The organism is Sphingobacterium sp. GW821-FHT03E03 (genome assembly GCF_059420745.1).
Map to the genome: position 1 here is coordinate 25,759 of NZ_JBWKUH010000032.1, position 22,114 is coordinate 47,872.

19 protein-coding genes and 1 pseudogene are annotated in these 22,114 nt (G+C 38.4%); 11 read left to right on the forward strand and 9 right to left on the reverse strand.

All coding sequences use genetic code 11. From position 1 onward, the window contains the following. Positions 1-131 precede the first annotated feature (131 nt). The gene (locus tag AC07UV_RS22935; protein WP_495185430.1) at positions 132-602 is read left to right on the forward strand and encodes a hypothetical protein; all 471 of its coding nucleotides are present in this window, start codon (positions 132-134) and stop codon (positions 600-602) included. 554 nt (positions 603-1,156) lie between these two features. Here AC07UV_RS22935 and AC07UV_RS22940 read toward each other — a convergent pair. Next, positions 1,157-1,888, reverse strand: coding sequence for a 3-keto-disaccharide hydrolase (locus tag AC07UV_RS22940; protein WP_495185431.1), 732 nt, complete (start codon positions 1,886-1,888; stop codon positions 1,157-1,159). A 128-nt stretch (positions 1,889-2,016) separates the two neighbouring features. Further along, positions 2,017-2,748: a class I SAM-dependent methyltransferase gene (locus tag AC07UV_RS22945; protein WP_495185432.1), complete on the reverse strand. Its 732-nt coding sequence runs from the start codon at positions 2,746-2,748 to the stop codon at positions 2,017-2,019. A 124-nt stretch (positions 2,749-2,872) separates the two neighbouring features. Here AC07UV_RS22945 and AC07UV_RS22950 point away from each other — a divergent pair, with 124 nt between their 5' ends. The 3 genes from AC07UV_RS22950 to AC07UV_RS22960 all read left to right on the forward strand — a co-directional run bounded on the left by AC07UV_RS22950 (position 2,873) and on the right by AC07UV_RS22960 (position 5,294). Continuing rightward, positions 2,873-3,352 (forward strand): hypothetical protein, encoded by a 480-nt coding sequence (locus AC07UV_RS22950; protein ID WP_495185433.1) that lies wholly within the window; start codon positions 2,873-2,875, stop codon positions 3,350-3,352. A gap of 532 nt (positions 3,353-3,884) precedes the next feature. Beyond that, a complete protein-coding gene (locus tag AC07UV_RS22955; protein ID WP_282255284.1) occupies positions 3,885-4,007 on the forward strand; it encodes a hypothetical protein in 123 nt (40 codons plus the stop codon). Positions 4,008-4,205: 198 nt separating this feature from the next. Further along, positions 4,206-5,294, forward strand: a complete 1,089-nt coding sequence (locus tag AC07UV_RS22960; RefSeq protein ID WP_282255283.1) for a porin — start codon at positions 4,206-4,208, stop codon at positions 5,292-5,294. Positions 5,295-5,425: 131 nt separating this feature from the next. On the opposite strand, the pseudogene AC07UV_RS22965 reads toward AC07UV_RS22960, so the two are convergent. Continuing rightward, positions 5,426-6,426 (reverse strand): annotated as a pseudogene (locus AC07UV_RS22965) (aldo/keto reductase). 82 nt (positions 6,427-6,508) lie between these two features. After that, a complete protein-coding gene (locus AC07UV_RS22970) occupies positions 6,509-7,417 on the reverse strand; it encodes a helix-turn-helix domain-containing protein (protein WP_282255281.1) in 909 nt (302 codons plus the stop codon). Between the two features lie 442 nt (positions 7,418-7,859). Between AC07UV_RS22970 and arsC the strand changes: the two genes are divergently transcribed. Continuing rightward, positions 7,860-8,216, forward strand: a complete 357-nt coding sequence (gene arsC / locus AC07UV_RS22975) for an arsenate reductase (glutaredoxin) (RefSeq protein WP_495185434.1) — start codon at positions 7,860-7,862, stop codon at positions 8,214-8,216. Positions 8,217-8,408: 192 nt separating this feature from the next. On the opposite strand, the gene AC07UV_RS22980 is transcribed toward arsC, so the two are convergent. Both AC07UV_RS22980 and AC07UV_RS22985 read right to left on the reverse strand, forming a co-directional pair. After that, positions 8,409-9,005 (reverse strand): DinB family protein, encoded by a 597-nt coding sequence (locus tag AC07UV_RS22980; protein ID WP_495185435.1) that lies wholly within the window; start codon positions 9,003-9,005, stop codon positions 8,409-8,411. A gap of 54 nt (positions 9,006-9,059) precedes the next feature. Continuing rightward, positions 9,060-9,617, reverse strand: coding sequence for a Crp/Fnr family transcriptional regulator (locus AC07UV_RS22985; RefSeq protein ID WP_495185436.1), 558 nt, complete (start codon positions 9,615-9,617; stop codon positions 9,060-9,062). A gap of 247 nt (positions 9,618-9,864) precedes the next feature. On the opposite strand from AC07UV_RS22985, the gene AC07UV_RS22990 reads away from it, so the two are divergent. Further along, positions 9,865-11,076, forward strand: coding sequence for a DUF1266 domain-containing protein (locus AC07UV_RS22990; RefSeq protein WP_495185437.1), 1,212 nt, complete (start codon positions 9,865-9,867; stop codon positions 11,074-11,076). Between the two features lie 71 nt (positions 11,077-11,147). On the opposite strand, the gene AC07UV_RS22995 is transcribed toward AC07UV_RS22990, so the two are convergent. Beyond that, positions 11,148-11,789: a DUF4272 domain-containing protein gene (locus AC07UV_RS22995; RefSeq protein WP_495185438.1), complete on the reverse strand. Its 642-nt coding sequence runs from the start codon at positions 11,787-11,789 to the stop codon at positions 11,148-11,150. A 340-nt stretch (positions 11,790-12,129) separates the two neighbouring features. Here AC07UV_RS22995 and AC07UV_RS23000 point away from each other — a divergent pair, with 340 nt between their 5' ends. The 3 genes from AC07UV_RS23000 to AC07UV_RS23010 all read left to right on the forward strand — a co-directional run bounded on the left by AC07UV_RS23000 (position 12,130) and on the right by AC07UV_RS23010 (position 13,715). After that, complete coding sequence (locus AC07UV_RS23000; RefSeq protein ID WP_495185439.1) at positions 12,130-12,621, forward strand: hypothetical protein; 492 nt, start codon at positions 12,130-12,132, stop codon at positions 12,619-12,621. 186 nt (positions 12,622-12,807) lie between these two features. Then, positions 12,808-13,224 (forward strand): hypothetical protein, encoded by a 417-nt coding sequence (locus AC07UV_RS23005; RefSeq protein WP_495185440.1) that lies wholly within the window; start codon positions 12,808-12,810, stop codon positions 13,222-13,224. 128 nt (positions 13,225-13,352) lie between these two features. Continuing rightward, positions 13,353-13,715, forward strand: coding sequence for a DUF7674 family protein (locus AC07UV_RS23010; RefSeq protein ID WP_282255273.1), 363 nt, complete (start codon positions 13,353-13,355; stop codon positions 13,713-13,715). 7 nt (positions 13,716-13,722) lie between these two features. On the opposite strand, the gene proA is transcribed toward AC07UV_RS23010, so the two are convergent. Next, on the reverse strand, positions 13,723-19,446 hold the full coding sequence (proA, locus tag AC07UV_RS23015; protein ID WP_495185441.1) for an anti-phage protein ProA: 5,724 nt from the start codon (positions 19,444-19,446) through the stop codon (positions 13,723-13,725). Between the two features lie 156 nt (positions 19,447-19,602). Between proA and AC07UV_RS23020 the strand changes: the two genes are divergently transcribed. Then, entirely contained in the window at positions 19,603-20,760 is a 1,158-nt protein-coding gene (locus AC07UV_RS23020) for an Atu1372/SO_1960 family protein (RefSeq protein ID WP_282255271.1), read from the forward strand. 188 nt (positions 20,761-20,948) lie between these two features. Here AC07UV_RS23020 and AC07UV_RS23025 read toward each other — a convergent pair whose 3' ends face one another. Beyond that, positions 20,949-21,398, reverse strand: coding sequence for a hypothetical protein (locus tag AC07UV_RS23025; RefSeq protein ID WP_495185442.1), 450 nt, complete (start codon positions 21,396-21,398; stop codon positions 20,949-20,951). Between the two features lie 267 nt (positions 21,399-21,665). Between AC07UV_RS23025 and AC07UV_RS23030 the strand changes: the two genes are divergently transcribed. Next, positions 21,666-22,094 carry an SRPBCC domain-containing protein gene (locus AC07UV_RS23030; protein WP_282255268.1) on the forward strand — a complete coding sequence of 143 codons (429 nt, stop codon included), beginning with the start codon at positions 21,666-21,668 and terminating at the stop codon, positions 22,092-22,094. The last annotated feature ends 20 nt before the right edge of the window (positions 22,095-22,114 follow it).

Sequence of the window (22,114 nt, forward strand, 5' to 3'; positions counted from 1 at the left end):
AACGCGTTATAGTTTCCATATGCTGCTTGATTTTGAATAAATCATATTTTTTTGTCTAAAAAATCAATAATTTAGTTTAAAATCTGCTATAAAAGAGGATGTTGGGATGATTTTTGTTGCGTACATAAATTATGAGGCAGGAATTGGCAGATAAGATTGCATTGTATAGTAAACGGTACGGCTTGTTTATGCATCCCGATTATGTGAGCTTTGCCCGCGATACAACAAGACTGTTGATTCGTAACGAATGCCTGCGAGTAGGGGATATAAAAATATATCAGGACTATGTGGCCTCCCATTATCCCGAAGATCTCCCTTGGGAAATGAAACAATATCAAGAAGCGGCTAAAGCTTTGATAAAAATGGATAAGGTAGCCGCCATAGCTTGGGTCACAACAAATCAAATTAATCTTTTCGAATCTGATATTTTTATTGATGATGAAGACGCGATTTTACGTCCGATCCAGTTTAAGAACGATGATATGTTGCGTTACAATTTTAATACATTGGAAGAACTGATTTATAACCATCAATTACCCGATGACTTATTTCGCAAACACAGGGCGTACTTCTGGATAGATGCCCGTATCGATTTGCGATAATAGTTGCGACAGGCAAGAGAGCAGTCTATAATGGCACTTTCCAAAAGCATTTTTTTTTTTAATATTTGTAGAAGCCACGATTTTGGTGACTCTCTAATTCTTAATGTGTTTGGAATTTAATTCGATACATTAGTATTTAATAAATATTTTATTTCTTTTGTTTTTGTATTTTAATTCTGAAATGTAGATGCTGTATTGAATAATGCTGTAATCAGATATCAATGAATAATATAAAAACCCGTAAGCATCAGATTGCTGTATACGGCAGACAGTGTATTGTCCAACAGTTCACTCGTCAAATCGTATCCCAGGCATTAATCCTGATTCTACCTAAGAAATCGATTGGTCAATTTCAATTTTTGTCTGTGCGGCTACGGGAGAGGCAATTGCAAAGAAAAGTAATATGTTAATTAATGATTTGCTTGTGTTCATGTACTTAGAGATCGGTTTAGTTTATATAGAGCATATAATTCCGGAATTGTTTGAAAATTTAAAGGTCCTTCGTTCATACAAAAACGAAGGACCTTTTTTTTGAAAGCTATATGTAGAGGCTCTTATAATTGTTTTATCTTTAGATTTCTAAAGGATGCACCCCTTGACCAATCTTGAAGAGCGAGCTTGCCACTAATATGTTGACCGAATTCCGGAAAATCTTTGAAAGTACTATGTTTTACCAGATCCTTCCATTTTTGCGAATTGAAATCCATTTCAGCTGTGACTGTACCATTCAGATAAAAGGTTATTTTACCGTCTTTTTGTACAATGCTTGATTGGTTCCAATCATCTTTAGCTTTGGTGCTGACAAAATTTTGTTGAGGCAAAAACATGTAAAGACAACCTGCACGTTTCAATGGTTTGTCAAAGTCTGGGTGCGAATCTGCTAGTAATTGATATTCAGGGCCTGAGTGATAAGTCGCGTTGATATTCGGCTGTTCTTGTACATTGACGAAAACGCCACTGTTGCCTTCCTTTTCCAGTTTCCATTCAAATTTGAACTCATAATTCTTATAGTCAGTATTGGACACAAGATCATATTTTTGACTTTCGTTGTTTGGATCGCAATAGATTGTACCATTCCGCACCAACCAGGCAGTTGGTGCTTTTTTCTCATTGTTGTAGGTATGCCAATTGTTCAGGGTAGTGCCGCCAAATAGGAGCTGCCAGCCTTCTTTTTGTTCTTCCTCAGTCAACGTATTTGGAGCACTCACCTCCTTATTACACGAATAAAATAGACAGCTGATACAGGCAGCCACTGCAATTTTTTTGAATAGGTTTAAGTTTATCATTGTTTAAAGTTTGTCGTATATGATTGTTTTTAGGGTCTTGATATACTAAAATAAATTTTAATGTTTGCTTTCCATTATAAATACAGGCTCTTATGCAAATTTGTTACACGGGAAGCCGATGTAGCGAACTACTTTTCAGCGGAAATAATCAACATCATCGGCCTTCTCAATTCATCACCCATTGCCGGAAAATTTTCGAGCATTTCTGTACTGGGTTCAGGTTCAACACAAGCGTTTATTTTAAATCCACTTTGTACAATGCTACGGAGATAAGAAGTAATTGTTCTATGGTATTTCAGAACTGTATTTCCCAAAAATGTTGTCTCTCTGGCCCCCATGAGAAAATAGTTGTCTACAGGCCAATAGAGTTTGTCTCCATCTTTGTTGTAGATCCAATCTTGGTTGCCCTGCGCGGTAAAAACAGGATGCTCTATCGAGAATAAAAATTTCCCTCCCGGTTGGAGCCAATTGTAAATACTCCGACAGAGTGCATCAAAGTCTTTTATGTAATGAAATGCCAAAGAACTGATCACTAGATTAAATTGTCCGGATCTGAAAGTAAGCTCTTCAATTGCATTTCGTTGATATTCGATTCCTTCCAGTTTATTGATCTCGTTGGCCTTCTCCAACATTTTTTCGGATAGATCTACGCCTACAACAGATTTTGCACCATTTTCAATCACATATCGACAATGCCAGCCATATCCACAGCCTAAATCGAGCACAGTACTGTTCTTCAGGTTTGGCAAGAGCTTTTGGAATTCGCGCCATTCGCCAGCTCCCAATAAGCCTTTCTGTGATCGATACATTTTGCTATATTCTTCGAAAAATTTTGGATCGTCGTATTTATTTTCTTGCATCTAATTATTACGGGTTAAGTTCACTCCCTATTCTTGATTGCCTAATGTACAGATTATTCATGTTTTTTGTTTTTGTTACGCTTATTTTTTGCGTATTAATACTATTTGTTTCTAAATTAAGGGCATGGTTGATAAAAGTTTTATGACAAGTTTTGGTGAATTTGAACGCACCGAAGGTCCAGAGGAGACATCCGTTTGGTCTATTCGGATTGTTGTGGACAACCGTTTTTTTGATGGAGAAATTCCGCTATATATACTGAGCAGAGCAGAAAAGCCGAGTGTTAGTATGTTAAGGCGTGCCGAAGCTATTCTCGGTAATATGGAGAGTTACCTCGAAACTGGAATATCCTTTTTGAAAAGAACATTGACCGAACAAGCTGATGATTTCAAAATAAGCGATAGGGAAAGGGAGTATTTAGTGAGGGAGATCGAAGTGTTTCCAGTGGATTTCCCCGAAGTTATTCTTTACGACGACGAGGAGGAATGGGTGCTGCGTTTTGCTGAAGGTTTATTTAGCATTTGTGACCCCTATGGTATCAATATAAATTTTTCGTCAGATAAGCCAATCTCATTAGACAACTTAGAAGATAGTGAGGAAATCTAATTTTTCTTAGCGATTGACCAATTCTCACCCGATAAAAACGCCGTATTGGTCATCAATCAATCAATCAGCCGTTGACAGGGACTGTATCCCTCATTTTGGATAGCTCATATCACAAATCAATTCTCATTTTGATAAAATAACCCTGTCATTTTGATAGGATCTAGCTATTTTGATTTTAGTCTTTTCTTTTTAAATCTATTGTCTTTTAGTGTTTTACGTTGTTCGTGAAAACTGTGGAATATTGTTTGGCATATAGGGGCAACGTATATAAAAATGAAGATGATTAGAAAAATAAAAGAATCGGCATAGAGCCCGCCCACATTGAAGCTGATATACCGACCGCGGATGATATAACATCTCTGAGAATGAAAATAATAGTTTACGAATTTTTAATAATCCACACCAAAGTGAAAACACTAGTACTATAATAACTGGATTACTTTGCTTTTAGTTATTCTTTAAAATGTGATGGATTCCTTTGAGAAAAATTAAGAAAATACAAGGTAGAACAACACTTAAGTTAACGTTAGCCATGAAAGATTTAAAAGAAAATCAGGAGCAGCAGTCGCCCCGGAAATTGTCTATGGATCGCATAGCGAAGGTCGTGATGATCATCTTGATCCTTACCATGATCTATCAGCTGTATCTCGGTTAAATTTTGAAAAAACAATCGTGATATCAACTTTTGGCGACAGGATATAGTCGGAGTAGCTATTATGTCGAGTATATAATGGACTGCAGTCCTTCGCAGGAATAAAACGAATCTAGATGATAGAAGAATGGCAGTGATGGGAAAATAAATGCCAAAGAGTAGCTATACGAATAGAATAAATGACAATCAAAAATTAAATAAATGAAGAAATTAACCCTGTTGACCTCCCTCGTACTTGGGTCAACAACATCAATATTCGCACAGGAAGACACAACGAAAAATAATCCGCTTTCATTCAACGGGTATGTGGAAGCTTATTATATGCGGGATTTCAATAACCCTCTTGGAAATACACGTCCACCTTTTGTTTACAGCCATAACAGGAACAATGAAGTGAATATTAATCTGGCCTTGCTAAAAGCTAGCTATAATACTGAAAACACGCGGGCTAATGTAACCTTGGCAACGGGTACCTACATGAATGCCAACTATGCTGCGGAGCCTGGAGTATTGAAGAATATCTATGAAGCCAATGCCGGTGTACGCATCTCAAAGAAGCATAATTTATGGATCGACGCCGGTATTTTCTCTTCCCATTTGGGTTTTGAAAGTGCCATTGGAAAGGACAATTGGACATTAACAAGGAGCCTTTTTGCCGATAATTCGCCCTATTTTGAAACTGGCGCAAAAATATCTTACACCTCTGCATCTGGAAAATTATTTCTTAGCGGACTTGTATTAAACGGTTGGCAACGTATACAGCGTGTCGATGGCAATAGTTTGCCTGCCTTCGGACATCAGCTAGTATATAAGCCGACCGATAATTTAACGATCAATAGTGGATCTTTTATAGGTAGTGATAAAGCGGATAGTGTCAGACAGATGCGCTATTTTCATAATTTATATGCTATTTACCAGTTAAATAAACAGGTCGGATTCACAGTAGGTTTTGACATCGGTGCAGAGCAAAAGGAAAAAGGGAGCAGCAAATACAATGTCTGGTATACCCCGGTATTAATTGCACGTTATGCAGGATCCGATAAATTCAGCCTTACTGCTAGGGGCGAATACTATCAGGATAAAAAGGGAGTCATCATCTCTACCGATGCAAAAAATGGGTTCCAAACATTTGGCTATTCTCTAAATGCTGATTATGCAATTCTCCCCAATGTACTTTGGCGGACAGAAATACGTAATCTGACCAATAAAGAAGCAGTTTTCCTAAATCGGAATAATAGTTTGGTAAAAAATAGCACAACAGCTGTTATGGCACTGACTGTTAGTTTCTAAATAAAAAAACAAACCTTGCTGTTGGATCAATAGTCAACAGCAAGGTTACCGAAACGATACGCAAAAAATGCTGTACTCCATTTTTAGGTGTATAGTTATGTCTCAGGTGTAGGAACGGATTGATGTATCTATTAATTGTTGACCAATGCCATCGCGCCATCACTATAACGAGCGCCTACATTCGGGTATTTCCGAAGTATTTCTTCGATGGCGTTTAGATCTGAATCTGACAATTGTACTTCGATAGCACCTGCATTTTCTTCTAGATACTTTCTTTTTTTCGTACCTGGAATTGGAATGATGTCATTCCCTTGAGCGAGCACCCAAGCCAGCGCCAATTGTATTGGCGAACATTGTTATCTTGAGCTAAGAGCGCGAATTCAGCAATCAAACGAGCGTTATTCTCCGCATGTTCTCCCTGATTACGAGGAAGTGTCCTTCTGAAATCGTCTGCTGCCAGACTATCCAAATTTAAGGTATTGGAAAACAAACCTCTGGCAAGTGGTGAATAAGGGATTAAACTGATACCGAGATTACGTACAGTCTGTAGTATTTCTTTTTCTACATCACGTGTTAGCAGAGAATATTCACTTTGCAGTGCTGCAATGGGATGAACCGCATTGGCTTTGATGATCGAAGCCGGCGAAGCCTCACTCAGTCCAAGATATCTTACTTTTCCTTCCTTGACCAATTCCGCCATAGCGCCTACAGTATCTTCGATCGGGATATTCGGATCCACCCGATGTGCATAATACAGATCTATGGTATCGATACGAAGTCTTCTGAGACTATTTTCTACGGCGATTTTTATCCAGGCAGGTGATCCGTCAAAATAGGTGTTTGCGGTGCCGCTTGGTCCCGCTTGTTCATCTTTGAAACGAAAGCCAAATTTGGTTGCAATAAATACCTTATCACGATTGGGAACCAGAACTTTTGAGATTAATTCTTCGTTGGCACCATTACCGTACATGTCCGCTGTATCCCAGAAGTTTACGCCAAGATCCAATGCCCTTTCAAGTGTAGCAATACTCTCTTTTTCGTCTGTAGGTCCATAGGCAAAACTCATTCCCATGCAACCTAATCCGATAGCAGATAACTGTTCGTTTGTTGTTCCGAGATTTCTATATTTCATAACTGTTATATTTTGTTCAATACAAAAGTAGCGAAGGTATCCTGTGTCTTACTTAAGACAATCAAACAGATAATTATATTATTCAAACAGTCGTCATCCGTAATTGGTTTGGTGACATTCCGGTATGTTTTTTGAAAAAGTTCGTAAAATAAGAAGGGTATTCAAAGCCTAATTTATAGGCGATATCAGCGATATTCCAATTGGTATGCAACAGCAATGCCCGCGCTTCCTGCGCAATGCGGCTGGCGATATGTGCGCTTGTGGTTTTACCTGTTGTTTCTTTTACAGAACGGTTTAGGTGATTGATATGCACCGAAAGGGCATGGGCATAATCCCCGGGGCTTTTCAGTTGCAAACCAGTATCCAATGTGTTTACTGGGAATTGACGTTCCAGGAGTTCCAAAAATAGACTCGATACCCGGGTAGATGCGTTGGTATATGCACCAAACTCCTGAGCAGGGATTGACTTCATTGTCTCATGGATCAATAGATGTAGGTAGCTGCGCAAGACATCATCTTTATGCGCATAATCTGAATTCATCTCAGACAACATTTTTTTGAAAATTGTTGAGATTTCATCCAGTTGTTCTGTATTTGGAAAATAAATTGGGTTGCTCCCAATTTTAAAAAGGGGAGAATCCTTTAAACTCTCTATGCGTTCACTATGTTGAATAAATTCTTCCGTAAAGACACAATACCACCCAGATTGTGCCGTAGATTCCGGTTCCCAGGCGTAAGGTACAACCGGATTGGCAAATAACATCGCAGGTCGATCGATCTGTATCCATTTATCAGCATAATATAATTTGCCCCGACCTATAATCAATGATGTTTTATAAAAATCACGACGGTTATAAGGGGAGACCACAGTACAGGATTCTCGGCTAAACACATTGAAGTGCCCAATACCTGTATTATTAAGTGGTAAGTCTACGTTCGCAAAGCCCGGTTGTCTTTTGTAGAAATCTGTTACACTTTCAGCTGAGTTCATACTACTAAATTATAAAATTCGTTTTACAATCCATGGTCATTTACAGTTCAATTTTCCCTGAGGTATTGCCAATAAATCAGATGTACCTCAGGTAAATAGGAGGAGTGGCCTATATAAACAATTCGCAGCTTATAGAAGGGGTAAAATTGTGCCAAAATTTAGGAAGTACAAAAAACTTTTTGGCGCAGTTTTAACTCTATGATTTATTGAATTACATTTTTTTCTGTGAAAAATGTATCTATTGCTTTTAATCGCATGAGTTGCCGCTTTGGTTTCTAGAGGTAGAATTTAGGAGGAAACGAAATCCCTTAAGGGAAAAACAAATTTCCGTCAGGGAATCTCGTGTTTCCTAAGTGAAAACGAAATCTGCTTGTATTTCCTTTGGAATTTTCATTAGATTCGAAAAATAATCTCAAATAAAGAGACCCAACAACAAGCTATTATGATTAAAATATACCATAATAAACAATGCAGCAAGAGTTGTGCTGCACTGGATTTTTTGCAACAGCATGCCATTGAGCTTCAGGTGCAAGAGTATCTTGAAGAAGTACCTAGTAAAGCTGAGCTCATTGAAATATTGTCACAACTCGGACTTCAACCATTAGCGCTTATTCGAAAAAAAGAAGCCTTATTCCTCGAAAAATTTCAACACCTTCAATTGACGGATGAGGAGTGGGTTGAAGTGATGCTGCAAAACCCCATCCTGATTGAACGGCCTATTGTTATTAAAGACGGTAAAGCGGTTATCGGACGCCCATTGGAAAGAGTAATAGACCTCTTTTCGCCGCACTCATCCTAATGGTTCGATAATTGTGTTATCATTTTTATAAGGAAACAGATATTAAATATACTTGCAGCAGTGCTGGATATTTTCAAATTATTTACATAGTTGATTATCGTTAACCACCTTGTGTAGAAGTGCTGAAATATGCCCTTTAAAGTCTTTCGCGGTATGTGTTTTCTGTTTTTTTGTAAATCAACTTGATCTTATTTATTCGTAATTGACTGTCGGTAGGGCCTGACTGGTCTGATCAATAGCGGTGTAACTTGAAAGGATTGTTTTTATCTGTACAATATGTCTGCTATTATGGTTAACCAGAAAGCGGAAGGTATCTCCGAGACGGATTTTTATCCATTTATTGATGGAAATATTTGTTCGGATTCTGTTGAGATCTTTTGATTTTGCCTGCTCAAGTAATTGAAGGAAGTTCTCCTGTTGTTCCAAAAAGACAACAAGCACATTTTTGTCCAATTGCTTATATATAGGATCCATCTCCTGGAATGTCTTCATTTTGTTGGGCCGATCTTTTGGAAGTATACTTTTTGCGAAATAGTTTCCTAGAAGGCCGCTGCTGAAATAGCTTGCTGCTTTCGATTGACTAGCCACCATTCTTCTTGAAATTTCGGGCAAATAGAAGTTTCCATAAAGATTGAGATGTGCGATACACTCTAAAATATTCCATGAGCCTTTATGGGGCCGTTTATTGAGATCGTCTAATGACAGGGTTTTCAACGATTCAACAAAAGCCGTATGTTCCCTTGTTTGTGTGCTGAGCTGTTCAAGTAATGCTAGAGATTTATATTCCATTTTCGTTTTTTTGATAAAATACACGAAAAAAAACTGTAAAAAAATTGATTGAACTCAAGATTTACTGATCCGTGAAAAAGTTTCAGGTGTCATCCTCAAATAGTTAGCAATATGTTTATTGGGAATAATTTGGAATAAGAGAGGGTTTCTCTTAAAAACACGTTCATATCGGATTTTAGGGGAGTCCTGCAATAGATCCTGTTCTCTTTCAAGCTGTTGCTTCACCAGTCCCTCTAATATGTTTATGTAAAGTGAAGTGTTCTCATGACTGTCATAGACGAAATTCATAAAATCTTCTTTTTCCGCAACTAATACCTCAGTTTTCTTGATGGCCTGAATAACAAAATCTGAATTGCAAGCATCAAAGAAGGAGTCCATGGCCACGATAAGATCTCCAGTATAACCTAGCCGGATAATCTGTTCAGCATCTAGTTGGAAGATGGAAATTTTAAGGCTGCCTTTTTTTATGAAATATATTTTTGAGTCTACAGTTCCGCTGCTTTTGACCAGTTCATTCCGCTTGAATGTAAGTGTTTTCTTAAAAACGGCAGGTGTAATTAGATCTTTGAATACAGTCATGTCTGATGTTGCTTTAATGAATGGAGCTCTCATAATGATGAAAATTACTCCTGTTATCCTCCTTCAAATATGGAGTCTTAGGCCACAAATATGGTCGGGCTCCAGACTAATATGGATTTCTGAATAAAAAGTAAATATTTATTTTCAGATTTACAGCAGTAAATTGAAATCTTAAGCTCATAAAGGTGATAATGAGTAGTTAAACTCACTGTGTGAAGCCTTTGGAGGTTGAGATAAAATGTAAATAGGAATGATTAGCTAAAAATAATATTTTAAAATTATGTTTAAATTTTTCAAAGAATTATTGAGTGCAGCAAAGGAGGGAGTAAACGAAGCGCGGGAGGAACTCGCACAGGAAGCGAAATTGGATAAAGCCAAAAGCCCGCAAATTAATAGTAAGGATATGTTGAACAATATTCCTTATGAAGAGCAATTTGGTACAGCATTGGGAGCGGCATTCCGCGTTATAGTATTTGGCGATTGGTTTACCGTATTTGGTAGTGCTGGTGACGATGGAACTTATCCTGTTCATCTATATCAGTTCGGGAATTATCCCAAACAGGCGGAGTACCGCGACGAACTGGTGAAACTATTGAAAAGAGACTTCGCCATTACAGATATCGAAAGCTGCCTCCAAATATTAGCGGCATATTTTAACTTGCTCGGAATTAAGACAGGGGGGACCGTCCTGGAAGGTCGGGAAGATCAAATCGACAGCAGAAGCTGGGACGTCAGCAAACCTGGTGTGGATGCACTTGTTATTACTGTTAGCAGTCATATCACGACTGCTGCAGCTGATATAGGGTATCTGCCAAAATCAGCCGCTTTGGACATACTGAAAAACCTTTCTTCCTATGCAAGATCGCACTTTAAGGATTGGCACACGTTCTCCGAAAAATTTTTGGAGGGAGAACATTATGTTGGGCTGAACAATAAGATAGGGAAATCTTATTTGAAAAGATATATTGGCTATTTAAGGGAAAAGATAGGCAGCCCTTGGAATAATATTGATTGGAACAAGGAACCAGTCCAAGATGCTGTGCTGTCAGCTATTGCCTGGACATTTCAGGCCAAGTCGTATCATAGCTCCCAGGAGTTTGATGCCGATGTTGCGGAGTATCAGCGTGATATTTTAGCTGATCGGGCACAGTGGGATGCCAATGAAATTGTGGTCGATGCTCCTGAAATTGAACTGTGTTATATGTGCTGGATCAAGGGAATGGAAGATTTGAATCCCAATGAGATACTATTGGATGATGAAGAAGAGGCTTTTGATGAGGATAATGGAGATGATGGATATTTTCAAGTGGAAATATGCGCCCGAATCCAAGCTTCCAATGGGAAGAATTTTACCGCACTGGACCTATTGTATCAAATGGAGAAACAATTGATAGGCAAGGAACTGGGGGATCACATATTCTTTGAAGGGCTTGATCGTGTCGAGAATAACTCCGGCGATACACCCCTGTATTATATCAGCTTAGGAAGCTAGTCTTTCTATCTCGATAAACGGAAATACGTATCATACCATCAATCACTCAATGCTTGTCATTGAGTGATTTTTTATGTTCCCATCTCGATATCATCCCAATCTGCATCTTTGTCGATAAGCCATTCCAATGCTTTTCGGCGCTCATAGACGAGTCCCTCATTGATCAGCGCTTGTTTTCCCTTTAGCCTCTCATCGACACAATACCAATGTAAGCGATAATAAAAATCTAGCATGGTGTAAATTTTATTATCGCTTCTTAATGACGACAGACGATCAATTTTTTCATTATTTTCATTGCGTTCGAGGTTTGGTAACAACGAAGCCATATGGTCGCCGCACCATGTTGTTTCATCCAAATTATTGACTAATTCAGTTGCCCACATCAATGCCCAGAGACCTTCAAGGTACCATCTTAATGAACTAAGTTCACGGTCTGAAAGTGCGTTGTTATCCTTTTGTAGAATTTCCTGTTCCCATTTCGATAAATGTTTGGTCAGCCCATGATGGTCGATCCAGTTCCTGATAATTTCTACCGGAGCTTCAAAGGATATATTGATCAACGCATTCATGACAGATATTCTCCCTCTTACTACATCGATGCTTCTGGTATTCGGATCCTCTAAAATTGGTAGCCAAGCTGTAAAGCGGTAATTTTTGGCCTCTATTTGTTTGATATTTGCCTCTTTTATGGCATTCTTTTCTTCTATAGTCATACTTTTTAACAATGATTTTCATTTAAATAGCCGGATTTCTTCGCTGAAAATTTATACATAGTTGCATTAATCTTCATCTTCAAATGTATCCTGTTCTAAAGCAAATAACTTCCTTATCTTATTTAAATAATCCATCGATTTTGATTTTAACAGTACCTAAAATAGCTAATTCAGCAGTAAAATGAAACCTTCGGCCCATCTTATTTCCCCGTCTGCCATGAAAATCTTCATATTGAATTAAATTTGATATTTTTGTGCTGCTAATTAATTACCGAATTACATATTTAGACGTTTTTTTTGATGTCGGGAGTGAAAGGTAAGTTTCGTTTAAAAGAGAAGAATGTATTTGTACCTTATATTTTTGATAGGCTTAACGCTATTCATTGTACTATTTAGCCTAATTTTCAGGAAGTGTACTGCTGGATTTAAACCTAAAAATAATCAGATCAGTTATGAAGCTTCAGCTGATTTTGTAGGAGAAAAGATCCGAAAGATTTCTTCCCGCCCTTTCCTGTTTGGCTTGGAAGATAATTTTGTCAGTGATGAAGATTTCTATTTTGATGATATAAACTTTTATGCTATCGATAATAAACAGCAGAGAAAGGCGGTTTTCCCGCTAACGGATATAATAGAACTGAGCAAGACTTCGATAACAATCGGTAATCATAAGGTTTGGCAAGTCACTATCCATGGGGTTGACAATCACAAAATAATATTTAAGTTTACGCACAACTATACCCTATGGAATAAAGACTTCTTTAAATTTTATAAGAAAATAGAGCAAGCAAATCCCACTGCGATAAAATCGAAATGGAGTCTTTGGACAATGTAGAGGAAATGAAGCTTATCCCAATTTGAGAATAACCTTTTCATTTTGATATTATTTTTCTTATTAAAAACTTTGTGAAATAAATTTATATAACTGTATTTCAGTTGTTTATTTAATTTTTTTTGTTTTGGAATGTTGTTTGGCTTATGCCAGTAACAATGGATAACAAGTATTCATAAAAACAATACAATGGAAGCAAGAAAAAAAATGGATGAAGGACAGACAGTGGATTTTGTTTCCGCTGTCATCCCGGAGTTGAATCTTAGACTAAGGAAAACCGAACTTAAAAAGGACTACAAAAATATTGTCAATGTCATATCTCAGTTTGCTGAGGATGTCATTTATGCCAAAGATTGGCGCCGTTTCGAATGGGCAATGCAGGTCATGGCTTATGTACTTGAGCGCGGAACTTCAGAACTCCAGATTGTAATAAAGGGATTACTTCCAAAGACCTTCTCCAGATTTAAAAAAGCATGTAACACGATTGAATGGAGTTACCTCGAGGCCCGTTTGCCGCTTTCGATACAACAACTTATTCTTCCAGAGGGTACTAATGACAAAGAGAAAAACAAACCAGGCGAATACTATTCCTATGAAAATAACTAATGTAAATATGCGTGGGGTCCGTATCGTCGATTGCAAGCCAAAATTCGTATTACAGCTGGCGAAATTTAATATCGGATTTATAAAAAGCTATTGAATAACAATGATGTTTAAACCGCTTATAGTAATATATGATGAATATAAAGCAAGCTCAGGAAATAATTGTTTCGGTGATACCATCGGCGCAAACAGAAATTTCGAAGCCAGAAAATGCTGGGAATCCAATCTCAACAATCCGCATCCTTACATCTTATATCGAAAAGATGATCGAGCAGGGACGCGAGGAAGAGTTGGGTAAAGCACTACATCTGATGGAATATATCCACGAAAAAGGGGAGCGGAGACTCCAAAATGCAGTGGAGAATATATTTGTTTTCTCATTGGACAGTATTTTGACAGCCTGCCCCGAACTTCAGCGTGGAACGGTGACAGGCAAGATTCCTATCGGAATTTATACCGCTTATATCAATCAGATGTATAGATCAGGCTACTAAACCTGATCTATATTAAAACAATTCTCCCATTTATTGATTTCCAATAACCCTGTTCTAGTAGCTTATCAATTGAAGTATTGATAATGCTATCAATTTGAGCGCCGGTCTTAGAAAAGGCAAAGGCTCTGGCTGTGGCGCGTACAAGATCCTCTCTTAAAAGACTGAGACTGTTGTCCATGACCTCGATAAGTGCAATCTCTATTTCCTCAGGTGCAATATCTTCGATCGCTCGTTTTTCGAGGTTATTGTCGCGGTAGTATGTCAGCACTGTGGCCGATTGTTCCTGATCCCAATAAAAACTTTGATGGGAAAGCTCCTCCTTTACTCCAGGCAATTTTCTCGTCAGTTCAGTTAGATACTGGACAAGTTTTGATGTAGCTCTTGTGGTGTTCCATAAACGTAGTACTTTGCGAAAGAGATGGTTTTGACTGATTGGAGATTCCGTACGGATAATCTTCTGGATCTGATCATTCAATACCGTTCGATAGGCCACATCATAAATTAATTCAGGACTTGCTGTTGTCATTGGATTGATTTTGGCGCTTACATAAGGTTTCATTTTAGATGAAACAATTGCATCATCGGATATCACTGAAAGAGTGGTTTTCGATTGCGCTTGGGAAGCATCGATGACGATAGGCTCTTTTGCCGTTGTATCATTTACGATGCGTTGAATTTCGGCTTTAACGTCATTCAGTATTTTATCTCTGTTTTTTATCCAATCTAAGGTCCAGATGCGGTAAATATTCCAACCCAGTGATTGCAGCACATTCGGAATCAGCAATTCCCTGTCATTTGTTGTCTGTGTATTGAAATAGTTTTTCCCGTCAACCAATATCCCCAAAATATACTGATGAGCATGTATCGGATCCACAATACCAATATCAACGCGATAGCCCGAAGTACCTATATTTGTTTTCACTTTTATACCGTGTCGGTCTAAATATTTCGCGATCGATTGGATGAGCGTATATTTTTCCTGGTCATGGGCTACTGCTTCAGCTGTTTGCAATAGGCCTCTTTCAGCGAAGTTCAAAAAAGCTTTTAGTCCCTCCACACCAGCCGAACTAGTGCGGTTTAAATCAATCTGATCTCCCTTTAGTGAGGAGAAAACACGCATTTCGTATCGGGCCCGAGTCACAGCGACATTGAGCCTGCGCCAGCCGCCATCACGATTTAAAGGTCCAAAATTCATCGAAACCTTGCCATCTTCGTCTGGGCCGTAGCCGATGGAAAATAGAATAAAATCACGTTCGTCGCCCTGGACATTTTCTAAATTTTTAATAAAAATAGGTTCATCACCCTGTAGTGCCGTTTCTTCTAAGTTGGGATGCGCTGAGAATAATGACTGTAATAAATCTTCAATTAAATTCTGCTGCGTTTGACTAAAAGTCACCACGCCCAATGAACGATGGGGACGATGTTCCAAATGCTGTTTTATATATTGGATAACTGCCTCAGCTTCCTTTAGGTTTGTTCGGGTTTTACCTTTGTCATAATGACCATCGATAAATTGAAAACTTACTTTCTTATCCTGATCGTCATGGGAAGGAAATGTTAGCAATTTGTTCTCATAAAAATTGGAGTTACTGAAAGAAATAAGACTTTCATGTTTACTACGGTAATGACGCAATAGGTATTTCGATGGAATGGACAAGGCGAGGGTATCATCCAGGATGCTTTCCAGATCTTCTAATTCCAGATGATCTTCATCAATTTTGTTGTTAGCAAAGAAGCTCGTTGGTGGCATTTGTTTTGGATCACCCACAATAATGGCCTGTTTAGCCCTGGCAAGGGCGCTGATTGCTTCTGATGTCGGTAGCTGCGATGCTTCATCAAAAATAACCAGATCGAAATGATCAGTGTTTACATCAAAATATTGGGCGACCGAAATTGGACTCATCAGCATGCAGGGTTTGAGCCGCGGAAGTAATGTCGAAATCTGATCAAATAAACGACGGATACTGACTCCACGACCTCGATTTCGGATCGCACGTTGTAAGATTCCAATTTCCGAACTATGAACTGCTTCTTGAGAGAGGTTGGGGATTTTGTTGCTGAGCTCTAAAACCAATTGCTCCCGTACCAATCGGGTAAACTCTTGATGAAGTGTCTTGTATTGTAAAATCTGTGCCTCATATACAGCTGCATCAAAACCATTTAAAATGCTGGACTGATCCAAAGAATTTACAAAGTAATTAAGATGCAATACACTTTCCATATCCATGTTCAGTGCATCTTTATTGATTTTGTTCGATTCAAGTAGATCAATCAACCAGGATAGTCCCAGCTTTATGCCCTGATCCTTATAATAATTGTATCGGATCCAGTCTTCAAGTTGATCTAAATCTTGTTTTATTTGGTTTAAAGCATCAACTTCTGGAATATGAACTAAAAATGCCGAAATGGCCTGATGCCTATCTGCGTAATTTTGGAGCGTTAAAATAATGGCCGGTATTCTCAACTTTAGATCTATATGTGCGAGTATATAGTTTAACCAAGATTGAAAGTTTTCAAATTTGAGCTGTTGCGCCAGTTCATTGAATGCATGTAGTTCTTGCTGATGCTGTTGCAGTGTAGCTAAATTATAGGTATTGCCTATGCGATAATAACTCGTCGCATCGGTTATCGGATAAAATTGCGGTTCCGCTAAATTCTTTGAGACCAGATCGAAGGAATTTTTCTGATAAAAGAACTGATCAACCTGCTGTTCGAAAGTGATTTTGTTTGTGGCAAAACCATTTAAGAATTTTTTTACTTTACGTTGTTTCAACCATTTGGGCAAAAACCATGAATGTTTTGACTGATTCCAGGTGGATTCAATCAGATTCCAGTCTGTCGTAAATATTCGGTTGCCAAAATCTGTAACAAGCGCATTTTCTAATGTCTGTTTTTGGCTTTGCAATTCAACCCAATGATCAAGTAAATTCTTTTGGCGAACATCAAAGTAGACATTTACTATAGTCTGATGCGCCGAAAAGTGAGTGATCTTTTCGAGAAGTGAACATAGCGAAGCCTTGTTTTCTATCCAATTCTTTGTAAGATTTAATTGCAGGTCCGAGAGGGCTTTTGTTGCCTCAGAGTCTGCCTGTATATAATCTTCGATAGATTTCTCGATATTATTTTTGTGAGCAAAGTTCTGATCTTTCAAATGGATCAAGTGCAATGGGTGCTTGTCAATCGCTGGTAATTTATGCGTTAATTCTCCGAAAGGGATTGCCCAGTCCTGCCAATTATTCCAGGTCTTTTTGTCAATATGTTCCAGTTGCAAGGATAGCAACCAGTCCGTGTTGATTTCGATATGATGACTGTCCAAATAAGAAACGGAATCATACAGGCTCCAACCCACTGCAAAGGGCTGATGTAATGAGTCAACATATTGACTTAATGTTGCTTTACGTTGATCGATACGTTGCGCTTCTTCCTGAAAATCGATATGACTTTGATACTTGGGTGTTTCCAGACTCTGTTCCAATTGCTGTAGGACATCTGATTTTTTGGATTTATTTGAATGTAATTCTAAACAGAAGGAGCCTAAACCAATTTTTTCCAAACGGCGATGTACCACATCCAAAGCAGCCTTTTTAGCAGCGACAAAAAGAACTTTCTTGTCATTCGCTAGTGCATTTGCGATAATATTGGTTATGGTCTGGGATTTACCAGTACCTGGAGGACCATGTAATACAAAGCTTTTATTCGCATTGGAGTGACGTACAGCTTCAAGTTGTGAATTGTCGGTCGGAATGGGTAATGTTAACAAGGAAGAGGGGAGCTGCTCCAGATTTTCCGAATCACAGGTGATATCCAACATGTCTGAAAGCCGCCCGTCAATCAAGCTTTTTACAATGGTGCTTTTTTTAATTTCTTCTGCATATTTGGTTAGATCTTGCCATAGAATAAGCTTGTTAAAAGAGAAGTTCCCAAGAACAACCTGTTCCTGAATATCCCATCCTTCCAGATTTAAAATAGACTTTCTTAAAATGGCGAATACTTTTTGTACGTCAACTCCCGACTCATCCATTGGTAGCACTTCCAGTGCATTGAGGTTAAGCTTAAATTCCTGTTTGAGATACTCCAACAGTGTAATATTGATCATGGCCTCCTCTTCACGGCTGCGGAGTGTAAACTTGGTGTTAACAGATCTGCGTGATAATTCAACAGGAATCAATAAGATGGGGGCAAGTCTAGGCTGTTGATTGGTTTTGGGTTCAAACCACTTCAATAAACCGACTCCTAGATACAAGGTGCTCTTTCCATTCTCCTCTTCTGCCAATTTCGCATTGCGGTACAGGTGCGTTAAGATAATATCCAGATCATCCTGATGATAAAGTGTCAACAGGCGATTGTATCTGAATTCATCGTCAGCAAGCTTGAATAATGGCTCGGAAGAATGCAAGGGCTCTAAATAAAGATTGTAACGACGTAAAACCTCTTGACTGTTGTTGGGATGTATTGTAAGTGATTTTCCATTTGATAGATGATCTTCCAAGAGATCTGTTTTCAGATCTACTATTTGCAACATACTTTTAGTGAACCGGAGGTTCAATAGGTTATTTCTGAGGGAAAGATCGAGTAGCTTTCGTTCCCAGATTTTTTGTTTTGTTAGATCTTTGACTTCACTGAGAACGAGATCCAGTTTGTTGTCATCGATATTAAAATAATCGATAGCCTGTTTTTTTGCTAATCCAGCAGTATTCTTTATTGCTGCGTTGTTCAGCTCGTCCTTTCCTGTAAAAGGTAAGGGAAGGATCTCATGTGAACGGGCATGTTTGATATCGAGGGATAAAATAAAGTTGTTTGCATGTAATAGCTGCGTTTCGGCGATGTTCATTGCTTCCCGCATGGTATAGGCATTTCCTCTACATAAATGAGTAGACTCGATCAAAGCGATATCATCAATGCCATGCGCGATCCGTTTTGAAATAGCGGCTTGATCATAATTGACAACAGCTTCTAGCCGTTGATCGCTGAGCCAAACGCCAATAAATGCATGCCCTCGAGTGACAATAAGAATTGGATTCAGATCGATAGCTTCCAGACAGGCTGCAAATAGTAGCGAGATATCGATACAGTTTCCAAACTTAGTTTCCCAGATCTGATCGACCAGACGAATACGCTGACCTTCAGTTTCAAAACTTGCAGGCATGGCACTGTAGGTAATGTTGATATTTAGAATAGCCTGATATAGGGCCATTACTTCCTGCAGGACACGATCCTTGCTATTGGCTTGATAGCCCAAAAACGCTGGCGTTAACCTATTTTTCTCAAGAATTTTGACCGCCTCTGCTTTAATCGTATAGATGATATCGTGATTAGGCAAAACGTAAGAAGCCAATAACTCGGGATATTTACTTAATCCGCTAAAATAATCCATCGGTAATACATTTACGGTGAATTTTTGCTGATATAAGATTTCATTTTTAGAATAAATCGTACAGGTAAGCGTATCCAAATCTTTCTCTACCAGATTCCGGATAAATGGAATATTATAGTCGAAATCTAAATTTTCCAGTGTTACTGGTGTTCCTTCCAAAAACCTGTCTATATAAAATGTGTAGGGGCTGAACAATCCGATTTCAGAAGTAATCTCAATTTTTATCTGTTCAATATCCTTTGTAACTGCGGTGATCTTTATTTTTTCCACCAGCGACAGATTATGAAAACAGAAGCTATAATTAAAGCGAGAGGCTTTCTCTATTGCAACCTGAAAACAAGCATTAGTTTCGATCATTTTAAAAAAAAATATATTAGTTTAAAGATATAGAAAATTTATATACTCCCAATTGCTTTATACGCTATTTCTAGATGTCGTTTTGAGTGTAATTTTTGGCAAAATATATAAAGGAAGCATCTTTAATTTTGTGTCAGATTTAATAAGTGATTTAAGATGAAAAAATTATATACCTCCCTTATTGGCGTAATGTTAGCTGTATTGACCAATGTTGGCATGGCACAGGCTCATAAAACACAGGTCTTGGTTCTTATTCATTCCGATAAAGGCGGAACGTATGAATTAGCCAAGGAAGTTGCAAAAGGTGTTGAGCGTACTGGCAAGGTACAGGCTGTTGTTAAACTTGTGAAACCATCATCTGATCCAAAGCTAAGTAGTCTTGCAGTGGCGACAGTAGAAGAACTGCCTAATTACGACGGGATAGCATTTGGATCACCTGTTTATTTTGGTAATGTAAGTACAGCAATGAGCGAGTTCCTGTCCAAAACAGTAGACCTGTGGTCTCAGCACGCTTTGGAGGGCATCCCCGCTACAGTGTTTATGTCTGCAGGGAGTGGTGCAGGAAAGGAATTGGCATTGCAGTCATTCTGGAATAGCCTAGCTGTACATGGGATGATTCTGGTTCCTACCGGTATCATGGGGAATGACAAAATAGATAAATCCATTCCACAGGGAAATACAGTCTTGGGGACAACAAGTCTCGCTTCATTGACAGCTACCGAAAGACCAAGCAAAAGTGAGCGTTATCTGGCCGAGCTGCAGGGAATGAACTTTGCGAAGGTTGCCTTAGGTCTAGCGGGTACAAGGGACAATAAGGCTCTTGATAAAAAAAGTAGCCCAGCTAATCCGGATGTGGTATCAATCCATAATCGGTTACGGGAAAAGAATATTGTACTTCCAAAAGTACCCCAACCGGCAGGGAATTATCAACCTTATGTCCGTTCGGGAAATTTGGTCTTTATTAATCAGGTCGCACTCAAGGATGGTAAAATATTTAAACCCGGAAAATTAGGGGTAGGAGTAAGTGAGCAGGAGGTGAAGGAAGCGACCGAAATAACAATGCTTAATGTACTTTCTGTTCTTAATGAGGCGGTCGGTGGAGATCTAAACCGAGTCAAACGATGTGTACAGTTAACAGGAATTTTCAATACGAAAGACGATTATAATAAACATGCCGACCTGATGAACGTGGCATCCAATTTGGCTGTTACGGCCTTTGGCGAAAAAGGGAAACATGCCCGGGCGACTTTTGGAGCGTCATCTTTACCTGTAAATTCATCTGTAGAGATACAAGCAGTCTTCGAAATTGAATAGTTAGATAGCTGTTCGTTAGAGATAGCTGTGAAAATCGATTGAGGGATCTTTCTGACCAATAAACCGAGTGTAGCTAGCTTATGGATACCTTAATAAAAAAATGGCTCAATAAAAAATAGACAATTAAAAAAATGCCAATGTGATAAACATTGGCATTACCTTATACGTCCTATAAAGTTTCAGGGATGTTATTTTTTAACTTCACCTTTATATTTTACTGCACCATTTACATATAAATCTGATTTATCAGCATCATATTTATAGGTATCCTTTTGGTATGTATTGTTTTCAGTTTTGTCCAAAATAATCGTTGTTTTATTGTCGTCTGGTAAAAATAACTCCATTTTGGATTTATCATCATTAGCGACAATAAATGCACTGATGACAGCATCACCTTCCTTAACATCAACAGGATTCAGACGTGTTCCTACGTTAAAGACCTGAATACATCCCTGTTTAACTTCACTCCAGGTTTGGCCTGCGCCAACAAGACATCCATGTTCATCCTTATCTCCGCCGATAGATGGTGTTTCTTCTTTGGCCAGACTGTCTGTTTTCTCAGCAGACTTTGGTTGCTGTGCATTATTACATCCTGCAAATAGGATAACACATAGTGCTAAAAATGCAATTTTTTTCATTTTAATCGGTTTTTTATATGTTTTGTCGTGCAGTGCAATAAATATACCATACTTGTCAAATTGATCCCTTTGTTTGAAAAAATTAAGTGAACCATAAATATTGCCATAGGGCAAGTTAATTTAATACGCCGTTTATTAATATTGCATTGTAGCTAATATTGCCTGTCAACCATAGCTTTATGCTGGCCGAAGGCAAATGCCGAAATATATATTCAATAGGCGGTAGAAATTAATAAACGGATCGCATTTAATCTAAAAATATAACATATGGAAGACGCAAACCCAAGAAAAAATCCCCTTGTTTCAGTTGTTTTGGTGGAAAAACCGCTCGAAGATGTCTGGGAACACTGGATCGGATCAGCGTCCATAAGACAATGGAATATTCCATTCGATGATTGGCATTGTCCGGATGTAGAGAACGATTTTAGGGAAGGTGGTCAGTTTAATTTTCGAATGGAACGGCGAGATGATCATGAAGGCTTTGATTATCGTGGGGTGTATGATCGTATTATTCCATTAGAATATATTGAAAGTACCAGTGGCGGAAGAAACTGTATTGTCGAATTTCAGGCTATAGATAATAATACGATTATAAGGGAGACGTTTGAACCAGATGCGGTGACAGCGCTGGATCTTCAGCAAAATTTCACCGACGCCGTTCTGACCAACTTTAAAAAATTTGTAGAAAGCAGATAAATCTAGATCTTAAATAGACG